Genomic DNA, 17,320 nt, shown 5'->3' with positions numbered 1-17,320 from the left:
CTAATGGAATATTTAGATTTTGAACAACCCATAAAAGAGCTTGAAGAACAGCTCGAAAAATGCACGCTTATAGGTGAAGAAAGTGATGTAGACGTCACAAACACCTGCAAGCAAATTGAGAAAAAGCTCAAGGAAACCAAGAAAGAACTTTATAAAAATCTCACGCCCTGGCAGCGTGTACAACTCTCACGCCATCCTAATAGACCGTATACCCTTGATTATATCAAAGCGCTTTGCGGCGATACCTGGTTAGAACTTCATGGCGATCGCAACGTAAAAGACGATAAGGCGATGATAGGAGGTCTGGGTAAAATAGGCAATCAGAGTTTTATGCTCATCGGCCAGCAAAAGGGATATAATACGAAAACACGGCAGTACCGTAATTTTGGTATGGCAAACCCCGAAGGCTATCGTAAGGCGCTTCGTTTGATGAAAAGTGCCGAAAAATTTGGGTTACCGGTTGTAACCTTTATTGATACCCCGGGAGCATACCCCGGTCTGGAAGCTGAAGAACGCGGCCAGGGAGAAGCTATCGCCCGAAACATTTTAGAAATGACCCGCTTAAAAGTTCCTATTATCGTTTGCATCATAGGTGAAGGAGCCAGCGGTGGTGCTTTAGGTATTGGAGTAGGCGATAAGGTGCTTATGCTTGAAAACACCTGGTATTCGGTTATTTCGCCGGAATCCTGCTCTTCTATTTTATGGAGAAGCTGGGAATTTAAGGAGCAGGCAGCAGAAGCGCTGAAGCTTACCGCTAACGATATGAAAAAGCAAAAACTCATTGACGAGATCGTAAAAGAACCTCTGGGAGGAGCCCACAGCGACCGTCAAAAAACCTTCGATACGGTAAAAGAAAAGATTCTACAAGCTTACGATGAGTTTAAAAACTTATCACCAGCCGATCTGGTTAAAAAACGCATGAATAAATACTCAGAAATGGGAGTATTCAAAGGCTAATAGACTTAAACATCACTTGTCATTAAAATCCGGAGTTTTTGACTCTGGATTTTTTTATGGTTGTTAACAAGATTATTTAGTTATCAACAATCAGATTGTTAACTTGTAGTGAACAACGACTGGTCAAAAAACTTGAACTGCCCTTAACATTTTTTTTACATTCGCCCTCATGGAAAATCTAAAGACCAAACCTAACTATATAATTCCCTCTAAGGATGTTATTGCCCTCGAGAAGGGTAAAATACCGCCTCAAGCTATTGATTTAGAGCAAGTTGTTCTTGGGGCAATGATGATTGATAAAAAGGGTGTTGATGAAATCATCGACATTCTTAGTCCCGAAGTTTTCTACAAAGAAGCGCATCAGCACATCTATGATGCCATTAGATCACTGTTTGAAAACGGGGAGCCCATAGACTTATTAACCGTTTCTGAGCAACTCAAGCAAATGGCCAAGCTTGATAAGGCCGGAGGCGACTATTATTTGATACAACTTACCCAAAAAGTATCTTCTTCTGCCCATATTGAGTACCATGCGCGTATCATTTTGCAGAAGTACATTCAGCGAAGCCTCATTAAGATTTCTAACGAAATTATTGAAGAGGCCTACGATGAGACGACAGACGTTTTTGACCTCTTAGACAACGCCGAAAGTAAACTGTACGAAGTAACTCAGGGCAATATTAAGCGTAGTTCAGAAACAGCGCAGAGTCTGGTAATTCAGGCTAAAAAGAAAATTGAAGAAATTTCAAATAAAGAAGGTCTTTCCGGTATTCCTTCGGGCTTTGACCGTCTCGATAAGCTTACTTCCGGGTGGCAGCCCAGTGACTTAATTATCGTTGCGGCACGTCCGGGTATGGGTAAAACGGCATTAACCTTGTCTATGGCGCGAAACATCGCGGTAGGCCAGGGCATACCGGTAGCATTCTTCTCACTCGAGATGGCTTCGGTACAGTTGATTACCCGTTTGATCTCTTCAGAAACCGGTCTTTCTTCAGAGAAGTTGCGTACCGGAAAGCTTGAAAAACACGAATGGGAGCAACTTAACGTAAAAGTAAAAAGTCTGGAGAAAGCCCCGCTTTTTATTGACGATACGCCGTCGCTTTCCATCTTTGACCTGCGTGCAAAAGCACGTCGTCTCGCCTCACAACACGGTATTAGAATGATCATCATTGACTACCTGCAGTTGATGACCGCAGGAGGCAGCCAGAAAAACGGTAACCGTGAACAGGAGATCTCGATGATCTCGCGTAACCTTAAGGCTTTGGCAAAAGAACTTGATGTGCCGGTAATCGCGCTATCACAGCTTTCACGTGCCGTTGAGACCCGTGGGGGTAGCAAGCGTCCGTTGCTTTCTGACCTTCGGGAATCTGGTGCGATTGAGCAGGATGCAGATATTGTATCGTTTATCTACCGTCCCGAATACTATAAAATTGATGAGTGGGATGATGAAGAACGCAGCCCTACAGACGGGCAGGCTGAATTTATCGTAGCCAAGCACCGTAACGGGGGTCTTGAAAATATCAGGCTTAAGTTTATTGGCCATCTGGGTAAATTTGATAACCTCGATGATTTCAGTACGCCTTACCAGTTTGAGTCGGCGATGAACCAAAACGCCGCGGCAAACGATGATACCTTTAGACCCGATACCTTCCCAACTCCCGATCAGGCTTTTGGAAGTAGCATGAATGATGGTGGTTTTGACCGCGATGGCGAAGATGAGGTTCCGTTTTAATTCAATTTAGAATGTTTGTATAATTTAAAAGGAAGCAGTTAAAACAGCTTCCTTTTTTTTATTTTCAAAATCTCAATCTCAACAGCCCATGAGTCTTTTAAAAAAAATCGCTTTTACCCTTTTTGCATTTTTTCTGGCTTATCAGGTTTATGTTCTGGTGGCTTTATTCATTTGATTGGAGCCCGGTTCAGTTTCCATTGGTATTCAATTTATCATGGCTTTTTTATTGAGTCTTTGTATCACGGGTGTTTTTGCTTTTTTGGGTTTTGTATATCCTACCCAAAAAATTTTACCGGACGGTTATTATGTGATTCGGCATCCCGAAAGCTTGAAAAGGCTCTACGCTGTTGCGCAGGTTGAATATTTCAGAAAAGCGCTTCTGTTATTTTTTTGGGGAAGAACAGAAAATAGAAAAAAGTATTTTGACGGCTCACGACAAGGCATCAGAAATTTTATGTATCAGACCAAACAATCAGAATTTGGCCATCTGGGTGCATTTGTAGTCACATTTCTGGCCTGTATAATACTCTTTTACTTTAGTTTTTATTGGCTTGCGGGCTTTGCGTTTTTGATCAATATTTTGGGCAATGCGTATCCCGTTATTCTTCAGCGCTATCACCGCATACGTATAGGTGCCTTTTCAATTAAATTTACAATGAAATCCTTTTAAGGAATATGATTCCTGGATACTAGGCATATTCTTTGCAACGTTGTATTTTAAGCAACGCATATGAAAACAAACTTTACTTACCCAAATACGTCTACTCAGGTACGACTAAGAGCCCTCCTAATCGGGGTTTTGTTATTCGTTTTTACAATACCGGCAATGGCCTCTTACGTTTTAATCCCTATGGATGCCGATAGCCAAAAGGAACATTTAAAAGCCTACGGAATCACCTACTGGACGCTGGCCAAACAGCAAAAAGTAAAATGGCTGCTCAATTATCGCGGCGGATCTTTTCTGCTTCCGGATACCGAAGAGTTACAGAAAGAATGCAAGATTCGCGGGGTTTCTTTTGAAGTGATCAGTGATGCAAAAGCCGAAAGTATTTTGGCAGAAATAGAAAGTCCATCTCAAAATATGGAAGCCGTAGTGCTCGAGAAAGCTCCCAAAGTTGCAGTATACACACCCGATGGAACAGCGCCCTGGGATGACGCGGTTACCATGGTTTTAGAATATGCAGAAATTCCATACACCAAAATCTATGATCGCGAAGTGCTTGCAGACGAGCTGGTACTATACGACTGGTTGCATTTACACCACGAGGACTTTACCGGGCAATACGGTAAATTTTACGGCTCGTACCGCGCAGCTCCCTGGTACATTAAAGACAAGCAGGATGCAGAGGCATTAGCGGCAGATTTGGGTTATGATAAAGTTTCCCAGGAAAAGCTGGCAGTTGCCAATAAAATAAGTGATTACGTCATAGGTGGTGGTTTTATGTTTGCGATGTGCAGCGCTACAGACAGTTTTGATATAGCGCTCTCTGCAGAAGGGGTAGATATTTGTGAGCCTATGTTTGACGGCGATGCTTCAGATCCCAACTATCAGAGCAGAATCAGCTTTGAGCGCACGTTTGCCTTTCAGGATTTTATGCTTGAAAAAAATCCGGCGCGTTACGAATTTTCAAGTATAGACACCACCCCTTATCGCAGGGTAAATGCTGATAGCGATTATTTTAGTCTGAAAGGTTTTTCGGCAAAATGGGATCCCGTGCCTACTATGTTGTGCCAAAACCACACTGCTTTGGTTAAAGGTTTTATGGGACAGACCACGGCCTACAACGCAGAGCAGATCAAACCTCAGGTTTTGGTAATGGGTGAAAACAAGGCTAATGGTGAAGCACGTTACATTCACGGAGTAAAAGGTAAAGGCTTTTTTACGTTTTACGGAGGCCACGATCCTGAAGATTACCAGCATCGGGTAGGTGACCCCAAAACCGAATTGAGACTACATCCCACCAGTCCCGGATACCGGCTTATTTTGAATAACATCTTGTTTCCGGCTGCTAAAAAGAAAAAGCAAAAAACATGATACGCTTACTGCATACAACAATCTTTTCCGTTTTTGTGGGACTTTCGCCTCTGGGGGAAAACGTATTTGCAGTAAACAGTCCTGATCAGAATACTGAAGTTGAGACCGGCCCGTCAGAAGAATACGTTTTTCGCACGATCAACAAAAACGTGCGCTTTAGCTGGGAACCCAATAAAAGATTGAGTTGGTCTGATTTTAGAGGTGTTCCCGATAGGTACAGCAATTTTGCGGCAACCTCAAATACCGGGATAAGCCATACCTATACCCTAGATGCTAAAGGCTATTATATTAAAAATTCCTCACAGGTTCGGGCCAATTTCTACCCCAATCTTTCGTGGTATATCCCAAAGCTGATCAACGAAACCACATTAGCTCACGAGCAAACGCATTTTGATATTTCTGAACTCCACGCACGTATATTGCGCAAGGCCATTGCCGAGTACCGGTTCAGCCGCAATTCAAAATCTGAAATACAGAGCATTTATCAACAGGTAGAAGAGGCCCGTAAAGCGATGCAGGCAGATTTTGACCGGGAAACCAAACACTCTGTTGACCGTCAGAAGGAGATAGCATGGGAGGCTCATGTAGCTCAATTACTCTATAAATACCGGTTTTGGGCGAACTAGTCGCCGGCTTTAGGCAACGTTAATCTTCTGTTAGGGTGAAGGCTTATTTTCCATAAGTCATTTATTTTTAAAAGAAAAAGATGATACGAGAAGGAAGCGAAGTAAAATGGAAATGGGGCAATGGTACTGCAACCGGTACGGTTAAGAAGACCTACACAAAAGAAATCACTAAAACTATTGACGGCTCTGAAATCACCCGTAAAGGAGAAGAGGGAAACAAGGCCCTTTATATTGAACAGGAAGACGGAGCTAAGGTTTTAAAACTGGAAAGCGAAGTTCAAAAAGCCTAACACTATGGCAGAATTTATTAAAGTTTACGAAGAAAACCCGAGTGAGCGGGAGATCAAACGTATCGTCAAGATTCTTAAAAATGACGGAGTGATCATCTATCCTACAGATACCGTTTACGGTTTGGGATGTGATATTACCAGTAATCGCGCCCTGGAGCGCGTGGCACATTTGCGTGGAGTGAAGCTGGATAAGGCCAATTTTTCCTTCATTTGCGAAGATTTGAGTAATCTCTCAGACTACGTGAGGCAAATAGATACGCCTACTTTTAAATTGCTCAAGAGAGCGCTTCCGGGACCCTATACGTTTATCCTGCCGGGGAATAACAACCTGCCCACCGTATTTAAAAAGAAAAAAACAGTGGGTATACGTGTGCCCGATAACGCCATAGCCCGGGCGATCGTTAAGGAGTTGGGTAATCCTATTATTTCGACTTCTATACGTGATGAAGATGAGGTGATCGAATATACCACAGATCCCGAGTTGATATTAGAAAAATGGGATAAACTCGTTGATGCTGTCGTTGATGGTGGTTACGGTGGAAATATTCCTTCAACCGTGATAGATCTTACAAGTGGTGAAGCTGTCCTGATACGGGAAGGAAAAGGAGCCCTGACCATTTAGAAAACATATAGAAATACGGTTAAAATCGTATTAAACTGAAGCCCCGGATACTGTAAAATATCCGGGGCTTCGTAATTTATAGTACGATCTGGAAATTGCATTTTAAGCTTTGTTTTACAGAATACTGAAAGCAGTTTACCGGTGAAAAAAAACAACTCCCGTTTCGGGAATAAAAAAAAATCTATGAGTTATTTTAAAACAAGCTCTATTGAAAATAGAGAAAACATCAAACTGTATTACGAGGATTATGGTACCGGTGATCCGGTGATCCTCATTCACGGCTGGCCGTTAAGTGCCCAAATGTGGGAATACCAAACACAGGTGCTGGTAGAAGCCGGCCACCGCGTGATTGCCTATGATCGTCGTGGTTTTGGACGTTCTGATAAACCCTGGAGCGGCTATGATTACGACACCCTTGCTAAAGATCTAAACGATTTGATTACAGGGCTTGACCTTGAAAATGTTACGATTGTAGGGTTTTCGATGGGAGGTGGCGAAGTGTCGCGATACATTGGGAATTATGGTACGTCAAAGCTGAAAAAAGCGGCTTTGGTTTCTTCAGTCGCTGCATTTATGCTCAAGACCGATGATAATCCTGACGGTGTTCCGCAGGAGACTTTTGACGGGTTTAAAGCAGCGGTTCGTAAAGACAGGCTAAGCTTTCTAAAAGATTTTGGAAACAATTTTGTCAATTACGACGATAACAAGGACAAAATCAGTGAGGCGCAGGTTCACTTTAATTGGTCAATTGCCGCAGGTGCATCGCCAAAGGGTACTTTAGATTGTATCACTTCATTTGGCACAACAGATTTTAGAGCGGATCTCGAGAAATTTGACATCCCTACCTTGATTATTCACGGAGATGCAGACCAGGTGGTACCTATTAAACCTTCCGGAGAGCAGGCGGCTTCTATCGTAAAAGGCAGCCGTTATGAAGTCATTAAAGGCGCGCCACACGGTTTGGTTTTTACGCATACCGAAGAAGTAAATAAAATTCTCATTGACTTTTTAAAGGACTAATTCAGAATTATATAAAAAGAAAAAACCCGGTCCAAAGGCCGGGTTTTTTTATTCTCAAATTTTGAAAAGGTTACCTAGTTTTTAGGCATTCCATCTTCAATCATTTTGTAGAACTGATCAAGTTTTGGTAGTACCACAATACGGGTTCTACGGTTACGGGCACGACCTTCTGCAGTATCGTTGCTGGCTAGAGGTACATAGTAACTTCTACCTGCTGCAACCATACGCTCTGGTGGTACACCAAATTCTTCCTGAAGAATACGTACTACTGACGTTGCACGTTTCACACTAAGATCCCAGTTGTCTTCAATAACTGCAGTGCTGATTGGTTTGCTGTCTGTGTGACCTTCAACCATAAATTCGATTTCAGGCTTGTTTTTTACAACAGTAGCAACTTTGCCTAAAACTTCTTTAGCACGGCTGGTAACATCCCAACGACCGCTGTTGAAAAGTAATTTATCTGAAATAGAAACATAAACCACACCTTTCTCAACATTGATCTCGATGTCTTCGTCGTTCATATTGCCTATTGCACCTTTTAAACTGGTCACTAAAGCAAGAGTTACCGAATCTTTGCGGTTAAGCGCATCGCGAAAAGCTTTGATCTGAAGATCTTTTTCTTTCATTTGCTCCAAAGATTTCTCCAGGTTTTCTGCACCTTTTGCAGACAGCGTGGTCAGGTTACCCTGAGTGTTGATAAGGTCTGTATTGGTTTTACGTAAATCGGCAATCTGATCGCGAAGGCTTTCTTCTGTAGCCAGACACGCATTTAATTTTACAGTTGCAGTATTTAACATGTCTTGAGTCTCACGCTGTTTTGCTTCTAAAGCAGCGTATTTTTTCTGAGATACACAAGAACTTAGCAGTACCAGCGCAGAGGCAGATACTATCATTAATTTTCTCATAATTATTGTTGTTAATTTTTATTATTCAGTACTCGCAAAAATATCAAAAAAGCTACGCAATGGCAGATTCTTAACAATACTTTTAGTTATTTTAGAAGATATCGGTATAATACTTTTTTCCTAGTACAAAATACTTCCATACGATTGAAAATGTAGTAGAATACGTTTTGAGTTTGGGTGTTTTTCGACGTAAACTCAGCGTTTCCGGTATTTTCGCGTAAAAGCTAAAATGGGCACGTAATATGGCATAACTGTGTTTGGGTTTACCTTCGGCCAAAAATTTAAGAGCTGCAATCCCGTCCAGACACATCCTGAAAAATATAATGGGGTAAACCTGAAGTCCGTGAACATTTTTGAGCAGGAGCATCAAACCGTTTCTGAAATTGAGATAGGTTTTTTGCGGATTCATTTGCTCAAGGGTTGCACCCCCCAAATGGTAAACACTGCTGCTCCCAATATGATAAACAGCGTAACCCAATGCCTGAACGCGCCAGCACAAATCAATCTCCTCCTGATGCGCAAAAAAGGTTTCGTCAAGACCGCCGGCATCGTAAAACGCTGTTCTGCGAATAGCCAGACAGGCCCCGCTGGCCCAAAAAACCGGTAAGGTGTCGTTATACTGCCCCTCATCTTTTTCCAGGGTTTCAAAAAGCCGTCCCCTGCAAAACGGATAGCCAAAAGAGTCTATAAAGCCTCCCCCGGCACCTGCATATTCAAAATAATCGGGGCGTTTGAGGTCCAGAATTTTGGGTTGGGCAGCACCCAGATTGGGGTTGACTTTAAATGCTTCGATTATGGGTTCCAACCAGCCGGGAGAGGTAGCAATATCACTGTTCATCAGGATAAAGAGCTCTTCGTTCACATGCTGCAGCGCTTCGTTGTAGCCTTTGGCGTAACCGCCATTTGTGCTGTTGCTTATGATTTTTACCTGCGGAAAGTTTTCGCCCAAAAAGGCAACAGAATCATCAGTTGAGGCATTGTCTGCAACATACACTGCAGCCTGCTCAGCACTGTGCTCAAGCACTACAGGGAGGAATTTTTCAAGCAGATGCCTGCCGTTCCAGTTGAGTATGATGATCGCGATTTTCACAAGGGCAAATTAAGGGCTGTAAACCGGAATATCCCGTAAAAAATTATATTTTTTCTGCTCATAATCCATTTGGCAGAAATAATGGTTGAGTCCGTTTGTGACCATTAAAAAAGAAGCCCGGAGGGTTAGATTATACCGCGCGATCTGGTCGAAAGTAACCTGAGTGACGTTGACTTTAGGCGCTTTGCATTCCACAATAAGCCTGATGCTTCCATCCGATTCAAAAACCACCACGTCATAGCGTTTGGACAGGCCGTTTACCTTGAGTTCTTTTTCAACATTGATGAGGTTCAACGGATACTTATAGGCTTCCTGAAGATGCTTTACGGTGTGCTGTCGCACCCATTCTTCAGGGGTCAAAACGACGAACTTTTTACGGATGGGGTCAAATATAAGCGGTTTATTTTCGCTACTTTTGAGCCTGAAGGTATACGGTGGGAAGTTGAGTTGCTGCATCCCGGTAAAGGTAATTATCCCTTACAAGTATACCAAGCTCCAATAGCAGTCTGCCCGGCAACTTCTTACAGTTGCGGCAGTAAAAACCAAACCTGTGGAAGAAGTTACCCGAATTGTAAAAGACATCAGGAATAAAAACTACAAACCCATCTATTTTTTGATGGGGGATGAGCCGTATTACATAGATCAACTTTCAGACTTTATAGCTTCTTCGATATTGACCGAAGAGGAGCGTGGCTTCAATCAAATGGTGCTTTACGGCCGCGATGTAAGTCTCGATGACGTGATTTCGCAGGCTAAGCGTTTCCCGATGATGGCTGAGCATCAGGTTGTGATTGTGAAGGAAGCTCAGGATATGTCCCGCGAAATACTCGCGCAATCTGACGACAAAAAAAACAAGCTGGAAGCTTACGCCGAAAACCCGCAACCTTCTACCATTTTGGTTTTTTGTTATAAATACAAGAAGCTCGACAAGCGCAAACGCGTCTATAAAAACATCGCCAAAAACGGGATTATTTTTGAAAGCAAACGCCTGTACGATAATCAGGTGGGCGACTGGATTCGCCGCGTGATGCAAAGCAAGGGTTATTCTGTAGAACCCAAAGCAGCTCATATGCTGGTAGAGTTTTTAGGAACAGATCTTTCCAAAATCAATAATGAGCTGGAAAAACTGCAGCTTATTATGGAAAAAGGCAGTACGATCACCCCGCTGGCGGTGGAGCAAAATATCGGGATAAGCAAGGACTTTAATAACTTCGAGTTGCAACGTGCAATAGGTGATAAAGATGTGGTTAAAGCGCATCGCATCATCAATTATTTTGCTCAAAACCCCAAAGACAACCCGATGGTGGTGACCATTGCATTGTTATTCAGCTTTTTTCAGAACCTGTTGATTTATCACGGCTTACCAAGTAAGGACAAAGCTTCGGTAGCCAAAGCTTTAAAGGTGAATCCTTATTTTGTGAGTCAGTATACCGATGCAGCGCGCAATTACCCCATGAAAAAAGTGAGTCACGTCATCAATTTGCTTCGTACGGCAGATGTGAAAAGTAAAGGTGTGGGGGCCTACAACGTTCCGCAGGGAGATTTACTTAAAGAACTGCTGGTGCAGGTGATGAACTAGTTCTACAATTCAAAATTCAAAGTTTAAAATAATGGAACTTTGAATCTTGAACCTTAAACCTTAAATTCTTATTCATTAACGAAAGCCACGCTGTGTGTGGCGACAACTGCAGCAGTTTCGGTACGTAGGCGTTGCTCGCCAAGCATCACCGGGACAAAGCCCGCTTTCAGGGCCTGTTCAATCTCAGCGGGTGAAAAATCGCCTTCAGGTCCTATCAGGATAAGAACATCAGTTTTGGGTTTTAGTTTTTGTTTGAGCGAAAAGCGGTTGGTTTCTTCACAATGCGCAATAAACCGGTCTGTTTCGGTTGCAGCCTGTGCCTCCATAAATTCGGAAAAGGAAACCGCTTCATTCAGTTTGGGCAGATAGGCTTTGAGCGATTGTTTCATCGCACTTTGCAGAATACGCTCGTACCGATCTTCTTTTACCACCTTTCGTTCGCTGTGATCGCAGATGATGGGTGTGATTTCAGAAATGCCTATTTCAGTGGCTTTTTCCAGAAACCACTCGTAGCGGTCGTTGAGTTTGGTGGGCGCAACGGCCAGATGCAGATGATAGTCAAAGGCTTTTTCGGTAGTGAATTCAAGGATTTTTACGGTACAATTTGACGGACTCGCCTGCGTGATTTCGGCTTTAAAAAAATTACCACTTCCGTTTGTGATGTCGAGAATATCTCCTTCCCGTTTCCGCAGCACTTTCACAATATGCTTGCTTTCATCTTTCGGGAACCTGGCCTCTTTGGCATTTGCCGCAATATCCGGATTGTAAAAAAGCTGCATAGTTAGAATTTAAGTCGGGATTGCGCCCTGGCGTGGGTTTCTACATAACCGGAGCCCTGTAAGTTTTCGTCTTTATATTTTAAATAGCCCACGATCCCTATCATAGCTGCATTATCTGTAGTGTATTCAAATTTGGGCACAAAGGTTTTCCAGCCGTATTTAGCTTCGGCATCTTTTAAGGCTTTGCGAATTCCGCTGTTTGCCGAAACACCGCCACCAATGGCCACCTGTCTGATTCCGGTTTGTTTTACGGCTTTCTTGATTTTATCCATCAAAATATTGATGATGGTATATTGTATGGAAGCACAAATGTCGTCCCGGTGCTTTTCAACAAAATCAGGATCTGCGGCTACTTCCTTTTGGTAGAAATACAAAATCGCAGTTTTAAGTCCGCTAAAGCTGAAGTCGAGTCCGTCAACCTTAGGTTTGGTAAATTTGAAGGCTTTCGGATTTCCGCTTTGCGCATACTTATCAATCAGCGGTCCGCCGGGATAGGGCAGTCCCAGTATTTTAGCACTTTTATCAAAGGCTTCGCCTACCGCATCATCCAGGGTTTGTCCCAAAATAGTCATATCAAAATAGGAGTCTACCTGAACAACCTGGGTGTGCCCGCCCGATATAGTAAGCGCCAAAAACGGAAATTTGGGCTTATCGTAACCTTCCTCGTCTATAAAATGTGCGAGGATGTGCGCCTGCATATGGTTTACATCAATAAGCGGAATGTCGAGACCCATTGCCAGGGATTTAGCAAACGAAGTGCCTACCAAAAGCGAACCCATAAGGCCAGGACCGCTCGTAAAAGCGACCGCACTGAGGTCTTCTTTGGTAATTCCGGCTTTTTTAAGAGCCTGATGCACAACCGGCACAATGTTTTGCTGATGCGCCCTCGAGGCCAGTTCGGGTACCACGCCGCCATATTCTTCATGTACGGCTTGCCGGGCCACAACATTTGAGAGGGTTTTATCGTTGTCGAGTACAGCTGCCGCCGTATCATCGCAAGACGATTCTATAGCGAGTATGTAGGTTTTATTTTTTGTAGAATCTGCGTTAGGCATAGGGATTGTTCATGTACTTTTACCCAAAATTAGGCTTTTAGCTAGAGACTTTTATCAGCCGCTCAAAAGCCTGGCTACAAATGGAAAACTAAATTTGTATTTTGCCGGGATTGGCAAAGTTAAAACTTAAAAACATATCAGAAAATTTAGAAAAATAGTAAGACGTGTCCTGTTTATCGCAATAGGCTCATTTGCCTTGCTTCTTATTATTTTTTCTATTCCCGCGGTACAGACTTCGGTGGCCCGTAAAGTTACCCGTTCGCTTAATGAAAAGTACGGGACCGATATTTCGGTAGAACGGGTACGCATTAAATATAACGGCAACGCCCTCCTCAATGAGGTATATATTGCAGATCATCACGACGATACGCTCATTTTTGCCGAAACTGTTGAAACCAGCATATTAAGCCTTCAGCAATTGCTTAATAACCGTCTTAATCTGGGTGATGTCACGATCTCAGACGGAACGATGAATGTGCGTAGATACAAAGGGGAAGAAAACGATAACCTCTATATTTTTTCGCAGAAATTCAACACCGGTAGCTCATCGGGAACTCCATTCAGGTTGTCATCTTCTGAAGTCGAACTGGAAAATATGAAATTCCGTTTTATTGATGAAGATCGCGAAGATCCCAATTTGGTTGATTTCTCAAATCTGAATCTGGTAGCCAGTGATTTTAAACTGAATGATGTAGAGGTCACGGCGCAAATTGAAGAACTCAGTCTTGATGCTGCCCGCGATTATCACCTGCGCGGATTGGAAGCCGATTTTAAGTACAATCCGGACGAGATTGTATTGAAAGCGATGACGCTTAAGACCGAAAATTCAGTGATTCGGGGAGATCTGAAGCTCGATACGCGCAATGAGGCTTTTTCAGATTTTAATAATCTGGTGCAAATCACGGCAGATTTTAAGCAAAGCGAAATCTCTACAACAGATTTAAAAGCTTTTTATTCTGAATTTGGAACCGGATATCGCATTAACCTTTCCGGAAAATTAAGCGGTACACTGAATGATTTCAGGGTTCAAAATCTAAATCTCAGCGGTTTGGAAAGCAGTCGCATCCTGGGGAATGTGCATTTTGAACGCCTGCTTTCTGACGGGGACACTTTTCGTATAGACGGAAATTACCGCACCCTGCAGACTTCGTATCTCGATCTTACCCGGTTACTTCCAAATGTTTTAGGCAACAGTCTTCCGCCCGAACTGGTGCGTCTGGGTGTTACAGATTTACAGGGAACCCTCACCGTTACCGAGAACACCGTGTTTACAGACGCTCGTATTCAAACCGATCTGGGCTTTCTGGAAACCGATATAGACTTTCGGAATTTTAAAAACATAGATCAGGCCCAATATTCGGGTAACCTTAGGGGAGAACGCTTTAATCTGGGGCGCCTGTTTAAAGACCCGCAGCTGGAAACTGCCACCTTTAACGTGAAAGTAGACGGGTCGGGAATTGCCGCCGAAACTTTAGATACGCGTATAGACGGGGTGATCAGCAGGCTTCGGTACAAGGGATATACTTACCAGGGGATTGCTGTTTCAGGCAACCTGCGAAACCCGGTTTTTGATGGGAATCTAACGGTTGATGACCCCAACGCGCAGTTTTCATTTGATGGGCTTATTGATGTTTCCGAAGAAATACATGCCTATGACTTTACTGCGGCTATTGAGAGGATAGATCTGGGGAAACTAAACTTCTTAAAAGATTCTTCAGCAGTGCTGAAAGGGAACGTGGCGATGGATATGCGCGGGACCAATATTGACGATACCGGAGGGACTATCTTATTTACCAACGCCAGTTTTGAAAATGCCAATGACCTCTATGAGTTTCAGGATTTTCTAATTACGTCCGGTTTTAGACGCGGTATACGCACCATTACCATCAATTCGCCGGATATCATTTCGGGTCAGGTATCGGGTCAATTTAAAATAGGGGATGTAAAAGCCTTATTTAGAAATGCCATTGGAAGCCTGTATACCAATTATGAACCTACAAAGATCACGACGGCCCAGTTTATGGATTTTGATATAAAAATCTACAGCAAGATTGTCGAAATCCTGGTGCCCGAAATTGAACTGGAGCCCGACACTTTTGTACGGGGCAGTGTGGTGTCTGACGATTCTGAATTCAAACTGACTTTTAGATCTCCTAAAATCAAGGCTTTTGGTATTCTCGCAGAGTCGGTTAATGTACGGGTAGATAACAAAAACCCACTGTTTAACACCTTTATCGAGGCAGACAGTATAGGCAGCGGGATGTATGGCATTAGCGATTTTAATCTGATCAATGTTACGCTTAAGGATACGCTGTTTATTCGGTCTGAATTTAAAGGAGGGCCCGATAAACAGGACGCCTTTGATCTGAGCTTTTACCATACGATTAATGAAGACAACAATTCGGTAGTGGGCTTTAAGCGCAGCAGCCTTAAGTTTAAAAACAACGACTGGTTTCTTAACGAAGCAGACAATAAAGAAAACAAGATTGTCTTTGACAACAACTTTAGAGATATCGATATCAAAGAGATGATTTTGTCTCACGATGAAGAACGCATTACACTAAGTGGTCAGGTAAAAGACAGTACTTCAAAAAATATTAAGGCAAATTTTGAGCAGGTAAGGCTTTCGCATATCACTCCTTATATAGACAGCCTCGACTTAAAAGGTCTGGTAAACGGAAACCTGGATATTTTACAAAAAGACGGCGTTTACCTGCCCAGCAGTACTATTGACATCTCAAACTTTACGATTAACGATATTCTGATGGGAGATCTCGATCTGTCGATCACCGGCAACGAGAGTCTTACCAGTTATAAAATAAATACCACACTCAGCAATGAGGAGGTGCAAACCCTTTCGGCACTGGGAACCATAGATGTAAGTACCAGTAACCCTGCGATTGATCTCGATGTGCAGCTGCGAAAACTCAATCTGGAAGCGTTTAGCCCATTGGGAGGCGATGTGATTTCACAAATAAGGGGTCTGGCCAGCGGCCGGGCTTCGGTAACCGGTGATTACCGCAATCCCGATGTAGACGGGGAGCTGCTGCTGCGTAATGCGGGACTGGCGATTCCGTACCTGAATACCAATTATGATTTTAACGGTACAGCCCGCGTAAGCTTAAGCGATCAGGATTTCCGGTTTAATAGTGTTGCGTTAAATGATACCAAGTACAACACCAAGGGAACGCTAAGCGGTACGATAAGCCATCAGTATTTTAGGGATTGGGAGTTGGATTTGGCCATCGATACAGATCGTTTGCTGGTGCTGGATACAGAACCCGATGATTTTGCTTTGTATTACGGGACCGGTTTTATGAGTGGAGAGGCTACTCTTAGAGGTCCTACAGATGAGCTGGTTATCGATGTAACAGCTACTACCGAGCGGGGGACGGTTTTTAAAATACCTTTAAGCGATACCGAATCCTTTGGCGACAGCAGCAATATTTATTTTTTAAGTCCCGAAGAGAAAGAATCGCGGATGCGCGGGGAAGAGCTGGTTATTGAAGAGATAAAAGGACTCGAACTCAACTTTGACCTGGAGGTTACCCGTGATGCTGAGGTCGAAATTGTAGTTGACGAGGTAAACGGAAGCACCCTTAAAGGAAGAGGAGCGGGATACCTGCTGATACAGATTAATACCAACGGAAAGTTCAATATGTTTGGTGACTTTACGCCCTACGAGGGAACTTATAATTTCAGGTATAGTGGGGTGGTGCAGAAACAATTTGATATCCTGCCGGAAGGAAAAATAAGCTGGGATGGTAATCCTACCGAAGCCCTGCTCGATATCAGCGCGGTTTACAAAACTCAGGCAAACCCTTCCATCCTCCTGGAAAACCCCTCCATAAACCGAAAGATTCCGGTTAATGTGATCATCAATCTGGATGGCGAACTCATGCAACCCGAGATTACGTTTGACTTTGAGTTTCCGAATACCAGTTCTATTGTGACTTCAGAGCTGGCCTATCGTTTAGACAACAGAGCCACACGTGAACTGCAGGCCTTTTCTTTGGTAACGCAGGGATCTTTCTTTAGCCAGAACGGTATTGATGCGCAATCTGCGGCTTACGGGAATTTGATTGAGACGGCTTCAGGTATTTTTAACGATCTGCTTTCAGATGAAGACGGGAAGTTTAATGTAGGCTTAGATTATGTGCAGGCAGACAATCGACCGGATTTACAAACCTCGGGTCGTTTTGGTTTCACGCTTTCCACGCAAATATCCAACCGCGTGATTATTAATGGTAAGGTAGGTGTACCGGTGGGCGGCGTAAGTGAGCAGGCGGTAGTGGGTGACGTTGAGGTAAACTTTTTACTCAATGAAGACGGTACCCTTAGAGCGAGTATTTTTAACCGGCAGACCGATATTCAATTTGTAGCCCGTAATAATGAAGGCTATACGCAGGGAGCAGGACTATCATATTCGGTAGACTTCGATACGTTTAAACAACTCATTCGTAAAATCTTTAAAGGAGAAATGCGTGAGGTAGAAGAAGAAATTAAGATTATTCAGCCCGATTCTGAAATTCCTTACGACGGTTTAAATTGATTTTTTAGCCATTTGCACTCTGAGAATATGATATTTTGATCCCGTTTTAATTTTTAAACTCGCAAAAACGAGGTTCTC

15 protein-coding genes are annotated in these 17,320 nt (G+C 43.2%); 10 read left to right on the top strand and 5 right to left on the bottom strand.

The window, feature by feature from the left end; translation table 11 throughout:
- The first annotated feature begins 3 nt into the window (after positions 1 to 3).
- From ACSSS3_RS02475 to ACSSS3_RS02440, 8 genes are all read left to right on the top strand, one after another.
- A complete protein-coding gene (locus ACSSS3_RS02475; protein ID WP_442846331.1) occupies positions 4 to 957 on the top strand; it encodes an acetyl-CoA carboxylase carboxyltransferase subunit alpha in 954 nt (317 codons plus the stop codon).
- A 169-nt stretch (positions 958 to 1,126) separates the two neighbouring features.
- Positions 1,127 to 2,689: a replicative DNA helicase gene (gene dnaB / locus ACSSS3_RS02470; RefSeq protein WP_099646182.1), complete on the top strand. Its 1,563-nt coding sequence runs from the start codon at positions 1,127 to 1,129 to the stop codon at positions 2,687 to 2,689.
- A gap of 214 nt (positions 2,690 to 2,903) precedes the next feature.
- Positions 2,904 to 3,359: a hypothetical protein gene (locus ACSSS3_RS02465; protein ID WP_442846330.1), complete on the top strand. Its 456-nt coding sequence runs from the start codon at positions 2,904 to 2,906 to the stop codon at positions 3,357 to 3,359.
- Positions 3,360 to 3,419: 60 nt separating this feature from the next.
- Positions 3,420 to 4,724 carry an asparagine synthetase B gene (locus ACSSS3_RS02460; protein WP_442846329.1) on the top strand — a complete coding sequence of 435 codons (1,305 nt, stop codon included), beginning with the start codon at positions 3,420 to 3,422 and terminating at the stop codon, positions 4,722 to 4,724.
- Positions 4,721 to 5,350 carry a DUF922 domain-containing protein gene (locus tag ACSSS3_RS02455; RefSeq protein ID WP_442846328.1) on the top strand — a complete coding sequence of 210 codons (630 nt, stop codon included), beginning with the start codon at positions 4,721 to 4,723 and terminating at the stop codon, positions 5,348 to 5,350. The genes ACSSS3_RS02460 and ACSSS3_RS02455 overlap by 4 nt, the downstream gene beginning before the upstream one ends.
- 80 nt (positions 5,351 to 5,430) lie before the next feature.
- On the top strand, positions 5,431 to 5,640 hold the full coding sequence (locus ACSSS3_RS02450) for a DUF2945 domain-containing protein (protein WP_442846327.1): 210 nt from the start codon (positions 5,431 to 5,433) through the stop codon (positions 5,638 to 5,640).
- A gap of 4 nt (positions 5,641 to 5,644) precedes the next feature.
- The gene (locus tag ACSSS3_RS02445) at positions 5,645 to 6,262 is read left to right on the top strand and encodes an L-threonylcarbamoyladenylate synthase (RefSeq protein WP_442846326.1); all 618 of its coding nucleotides are present in this window, start codon (positions 5,645 to 5,647) and stop codon (positions 6,260 to 6,262) included.
- A gap of 183 nt (positions 6,263 to 6,445) precedes the next feature.
- Complete coding sequence (locus ACSSS3_RS02440) at positions 6,446 to 7,282, top strand: alpha/beta fold hydrolase (RefSeq protein ID WP_442846325.1); 837 nt, start codon at positions 6,446 to 6,448, stop codon at positions 7,280 to 7,282.
- 74 nt (positions 7,283 to 7,356) lie between these two features.
- Here the strand turns inward: ACSSS3_RS02440 and ACSSS3_RS02435 are convergent, their stop codons facing one another.
- The 3 genes from ACSSS3_RS02435 to ACSSS3_RS02425 form a co-directional block, all read right to left on the bottom strand.
- On the bottom strand, positions 7,357 to 8,187 hold the full coding sequence (locus ACSSS3_RS02435) for an OmpA family protein (protein ID WP_442846324.1): 831 nt from the start codon (positions 8,185 to 8,187) through the stop codon (positions 7,357 to 7,359).
- A 91-nt stretch (positions 8,188 to 8,278) separates the two neighbouring features.
- Positions 8,279 to 9,277, bottom strand: a complete 999-nt coding sequence (locus tag ACSSS3_RS02430) for a glycosyltransferase family 2 protein (protein ID WP_442846323.1) — start codon at positions 9,275 to 9,277, stop codon at positions 8,279 to 8,281.
- A 9-nt stretch (positions 9,278 to 9,286) separates the two neighbouring features.
- Positions 9,287 to 9,733: a type I restriction enzyme HsdR N-terminal domain-containing protein gene (locus ACSSS3_RS02425; RefSeq protein WP_442846322.1), complete on the bottom strand. Its 447-nt coding sequence runs from the start codon at positions 9,731 to 9,733 to the stop codon at positions 9,287 to 9,289.
- Positions 9,734 to 9,827: 94 nt separating this feature from the next.
- Here ACSSS3_RS02425 and holA point away from each other — a divergent pair, with 94 nt between their 5' ends.
- A complete protein-coding gene (holA, locus tag ACSSS3_RS02420) occupies positions 9,828 to 10,856 on the top strand; it encodes a DNA polymerase III subunit delta (protein ID WP_228230903.1) in 1,029 nt (342 codons plus the stop codon).
- 68 nt (positions 10,857 to 10,924) lie between these two features.
- On the opposite strand, the gene ACSSS3_RS02415 is transcribed toward holA, so the two are convergent.
- The gene (locus ACSSS3_RS02415) at positions 10,925 to 11,635 is read right to left on the bottom strand and encodes a 16S rRNA (uracil(1498)-N(3))-methyltransferase (RefSeq protein ID WP_442846321.1); all 711 of its coding nucleotides are present in this window, start codon (positions 11,633 to 11,635) and stop codon (positions 10,925 to 10,927) included.
- Between the two features lie 2 nt (positions 11,636 to 11,637).
- Entirely contained in the window at positions 11,638 to 12,690 is a 1,053-nt protein-coding gene (gene tsaD / locus ACSSS3_RS02410) for a tRNA (adenosine(37)-N6)-threonylcarbamoyltransferase complex transferase subunit TsaD (RefSeq protein ID WP_442846320.1), read from the bottom strand.
- Between the two features lie 196 nt (positions 12,691 to 12,886).
- Here tsaD and ACSSS3_RS02405 point away from each other — a divergent pair, with 196 nt between their 5' ends.
- The gene (locus ACSSS3_RS02405; protein ID WP_442846319.1) at positions 12,887 to 17,242 is read left to right on the top strand and encodes a translocation/assembly module TamB domain-containing protein; all 4,356 of its coding nucleotides are present in this window, start codon (positions 12,887 to 12,889) and stop codon (positions 17,240 to 17,242) included.
- Positions 17,243 to 17,320: the final 78 nt, after the last annotated feature.

It is taken from the genome of Leeuwenhoekiella sp. H156 (genome assembly GCF_052218455.1).
Taxonomy (GTDB): domain Bacteria; phylum Bacteroidota; class Bacteroidia; order Flavobacteriales; family Flavobacteriaceae; genus Leeuwenhoekiella; species Leeuwenhoekiella parthenopeia.
Note: the sequence above shows the minus strand (reverse complement) of the source record. Positions and strands in the feature narration are given on the sequence as shown.

Coding starts and splice junctions, on each gene's coding strand:
- ACSSS3_RS02475 (WP_442846331.1), top strand. CDS start 4: ATGGAATATTTAGATTTTGAACAACCCATAAAAGAGCTTGAAGAACAG.
- dnaB (WP_099646182.1), top strand. CDS start 1,127: ATGGAAAATCTAAAGACCAAACCTAACTATATAATTCCCTCTAAGGAT.
- ACSSS3_RS02465 (WP_442846330.1), top strand. CDS start 2,904: ATGGCTTTTTTATTGAGTCTTTGTATCACGGGTGTTTTTGCTTTTTTG.
- ACSSS3_RS02460 (WP_442846329.1), top strand. CDS start 3,420: ATGAAAACAAACTTTACTTACCCAAATACGTCTACTCAGGTACGACTA.
- ACSSS3_RS02455 (WP_442846328.1), top strand. CDS start 4,721: ATGATACGCTTACTGCATACAACAATCTTTTCCGTTTTTGTGGGACTT.
- ACSSS3_RS02450 (WP_442846327.1), top strand. CDS start 5,431: ATGATACGAGAAGGAAGCGAAGTAAAATGGAAATGGGGCAATGGTACT.
- ACSSS3_RS02445 (WP_442846326.1), top strand. CDS start 5,645: ATGGCAGAATTTATTAAAGTTTACGAAGAAAACCCGAGTGAGCGGGAG.
- ACSSS3_RS02440 (WP_442846325.1), top strand. CDS start 6,446: ATGAGTTATTTTAAAACAAGCTCTATTGAAAATAGAGAAAACATCAAA.
- ACSSS3_RS02435 (WP_442846324.1), bottom strand. CDS start 8,187: ATGAGAAAATTAATGATAGTATCTGCCTCTGCGCTGGTACTGCTAAGT.
- ACSSS3_RS02425 (WP_442846322.1), bottom strand. CDS start 9,733: ATGCAGCAACTCAACTTCCCACCGTATACCTTCAGGCTCAAAAGTAGC.
- ACSSS3_RS02415 (WP_442846321.1), bottom strand. CDS start 11,635: ATGCAGCTTTTTTACAATCCGGATATTGCGGCAAATGCCAAAGAGGCC.
- tsaD (WP_442846320.1), bottom strand. CDS start 12,690: ATGCCTAACGCAGATTCTACAAAAAATAAAACCTACATACTCGCTATA.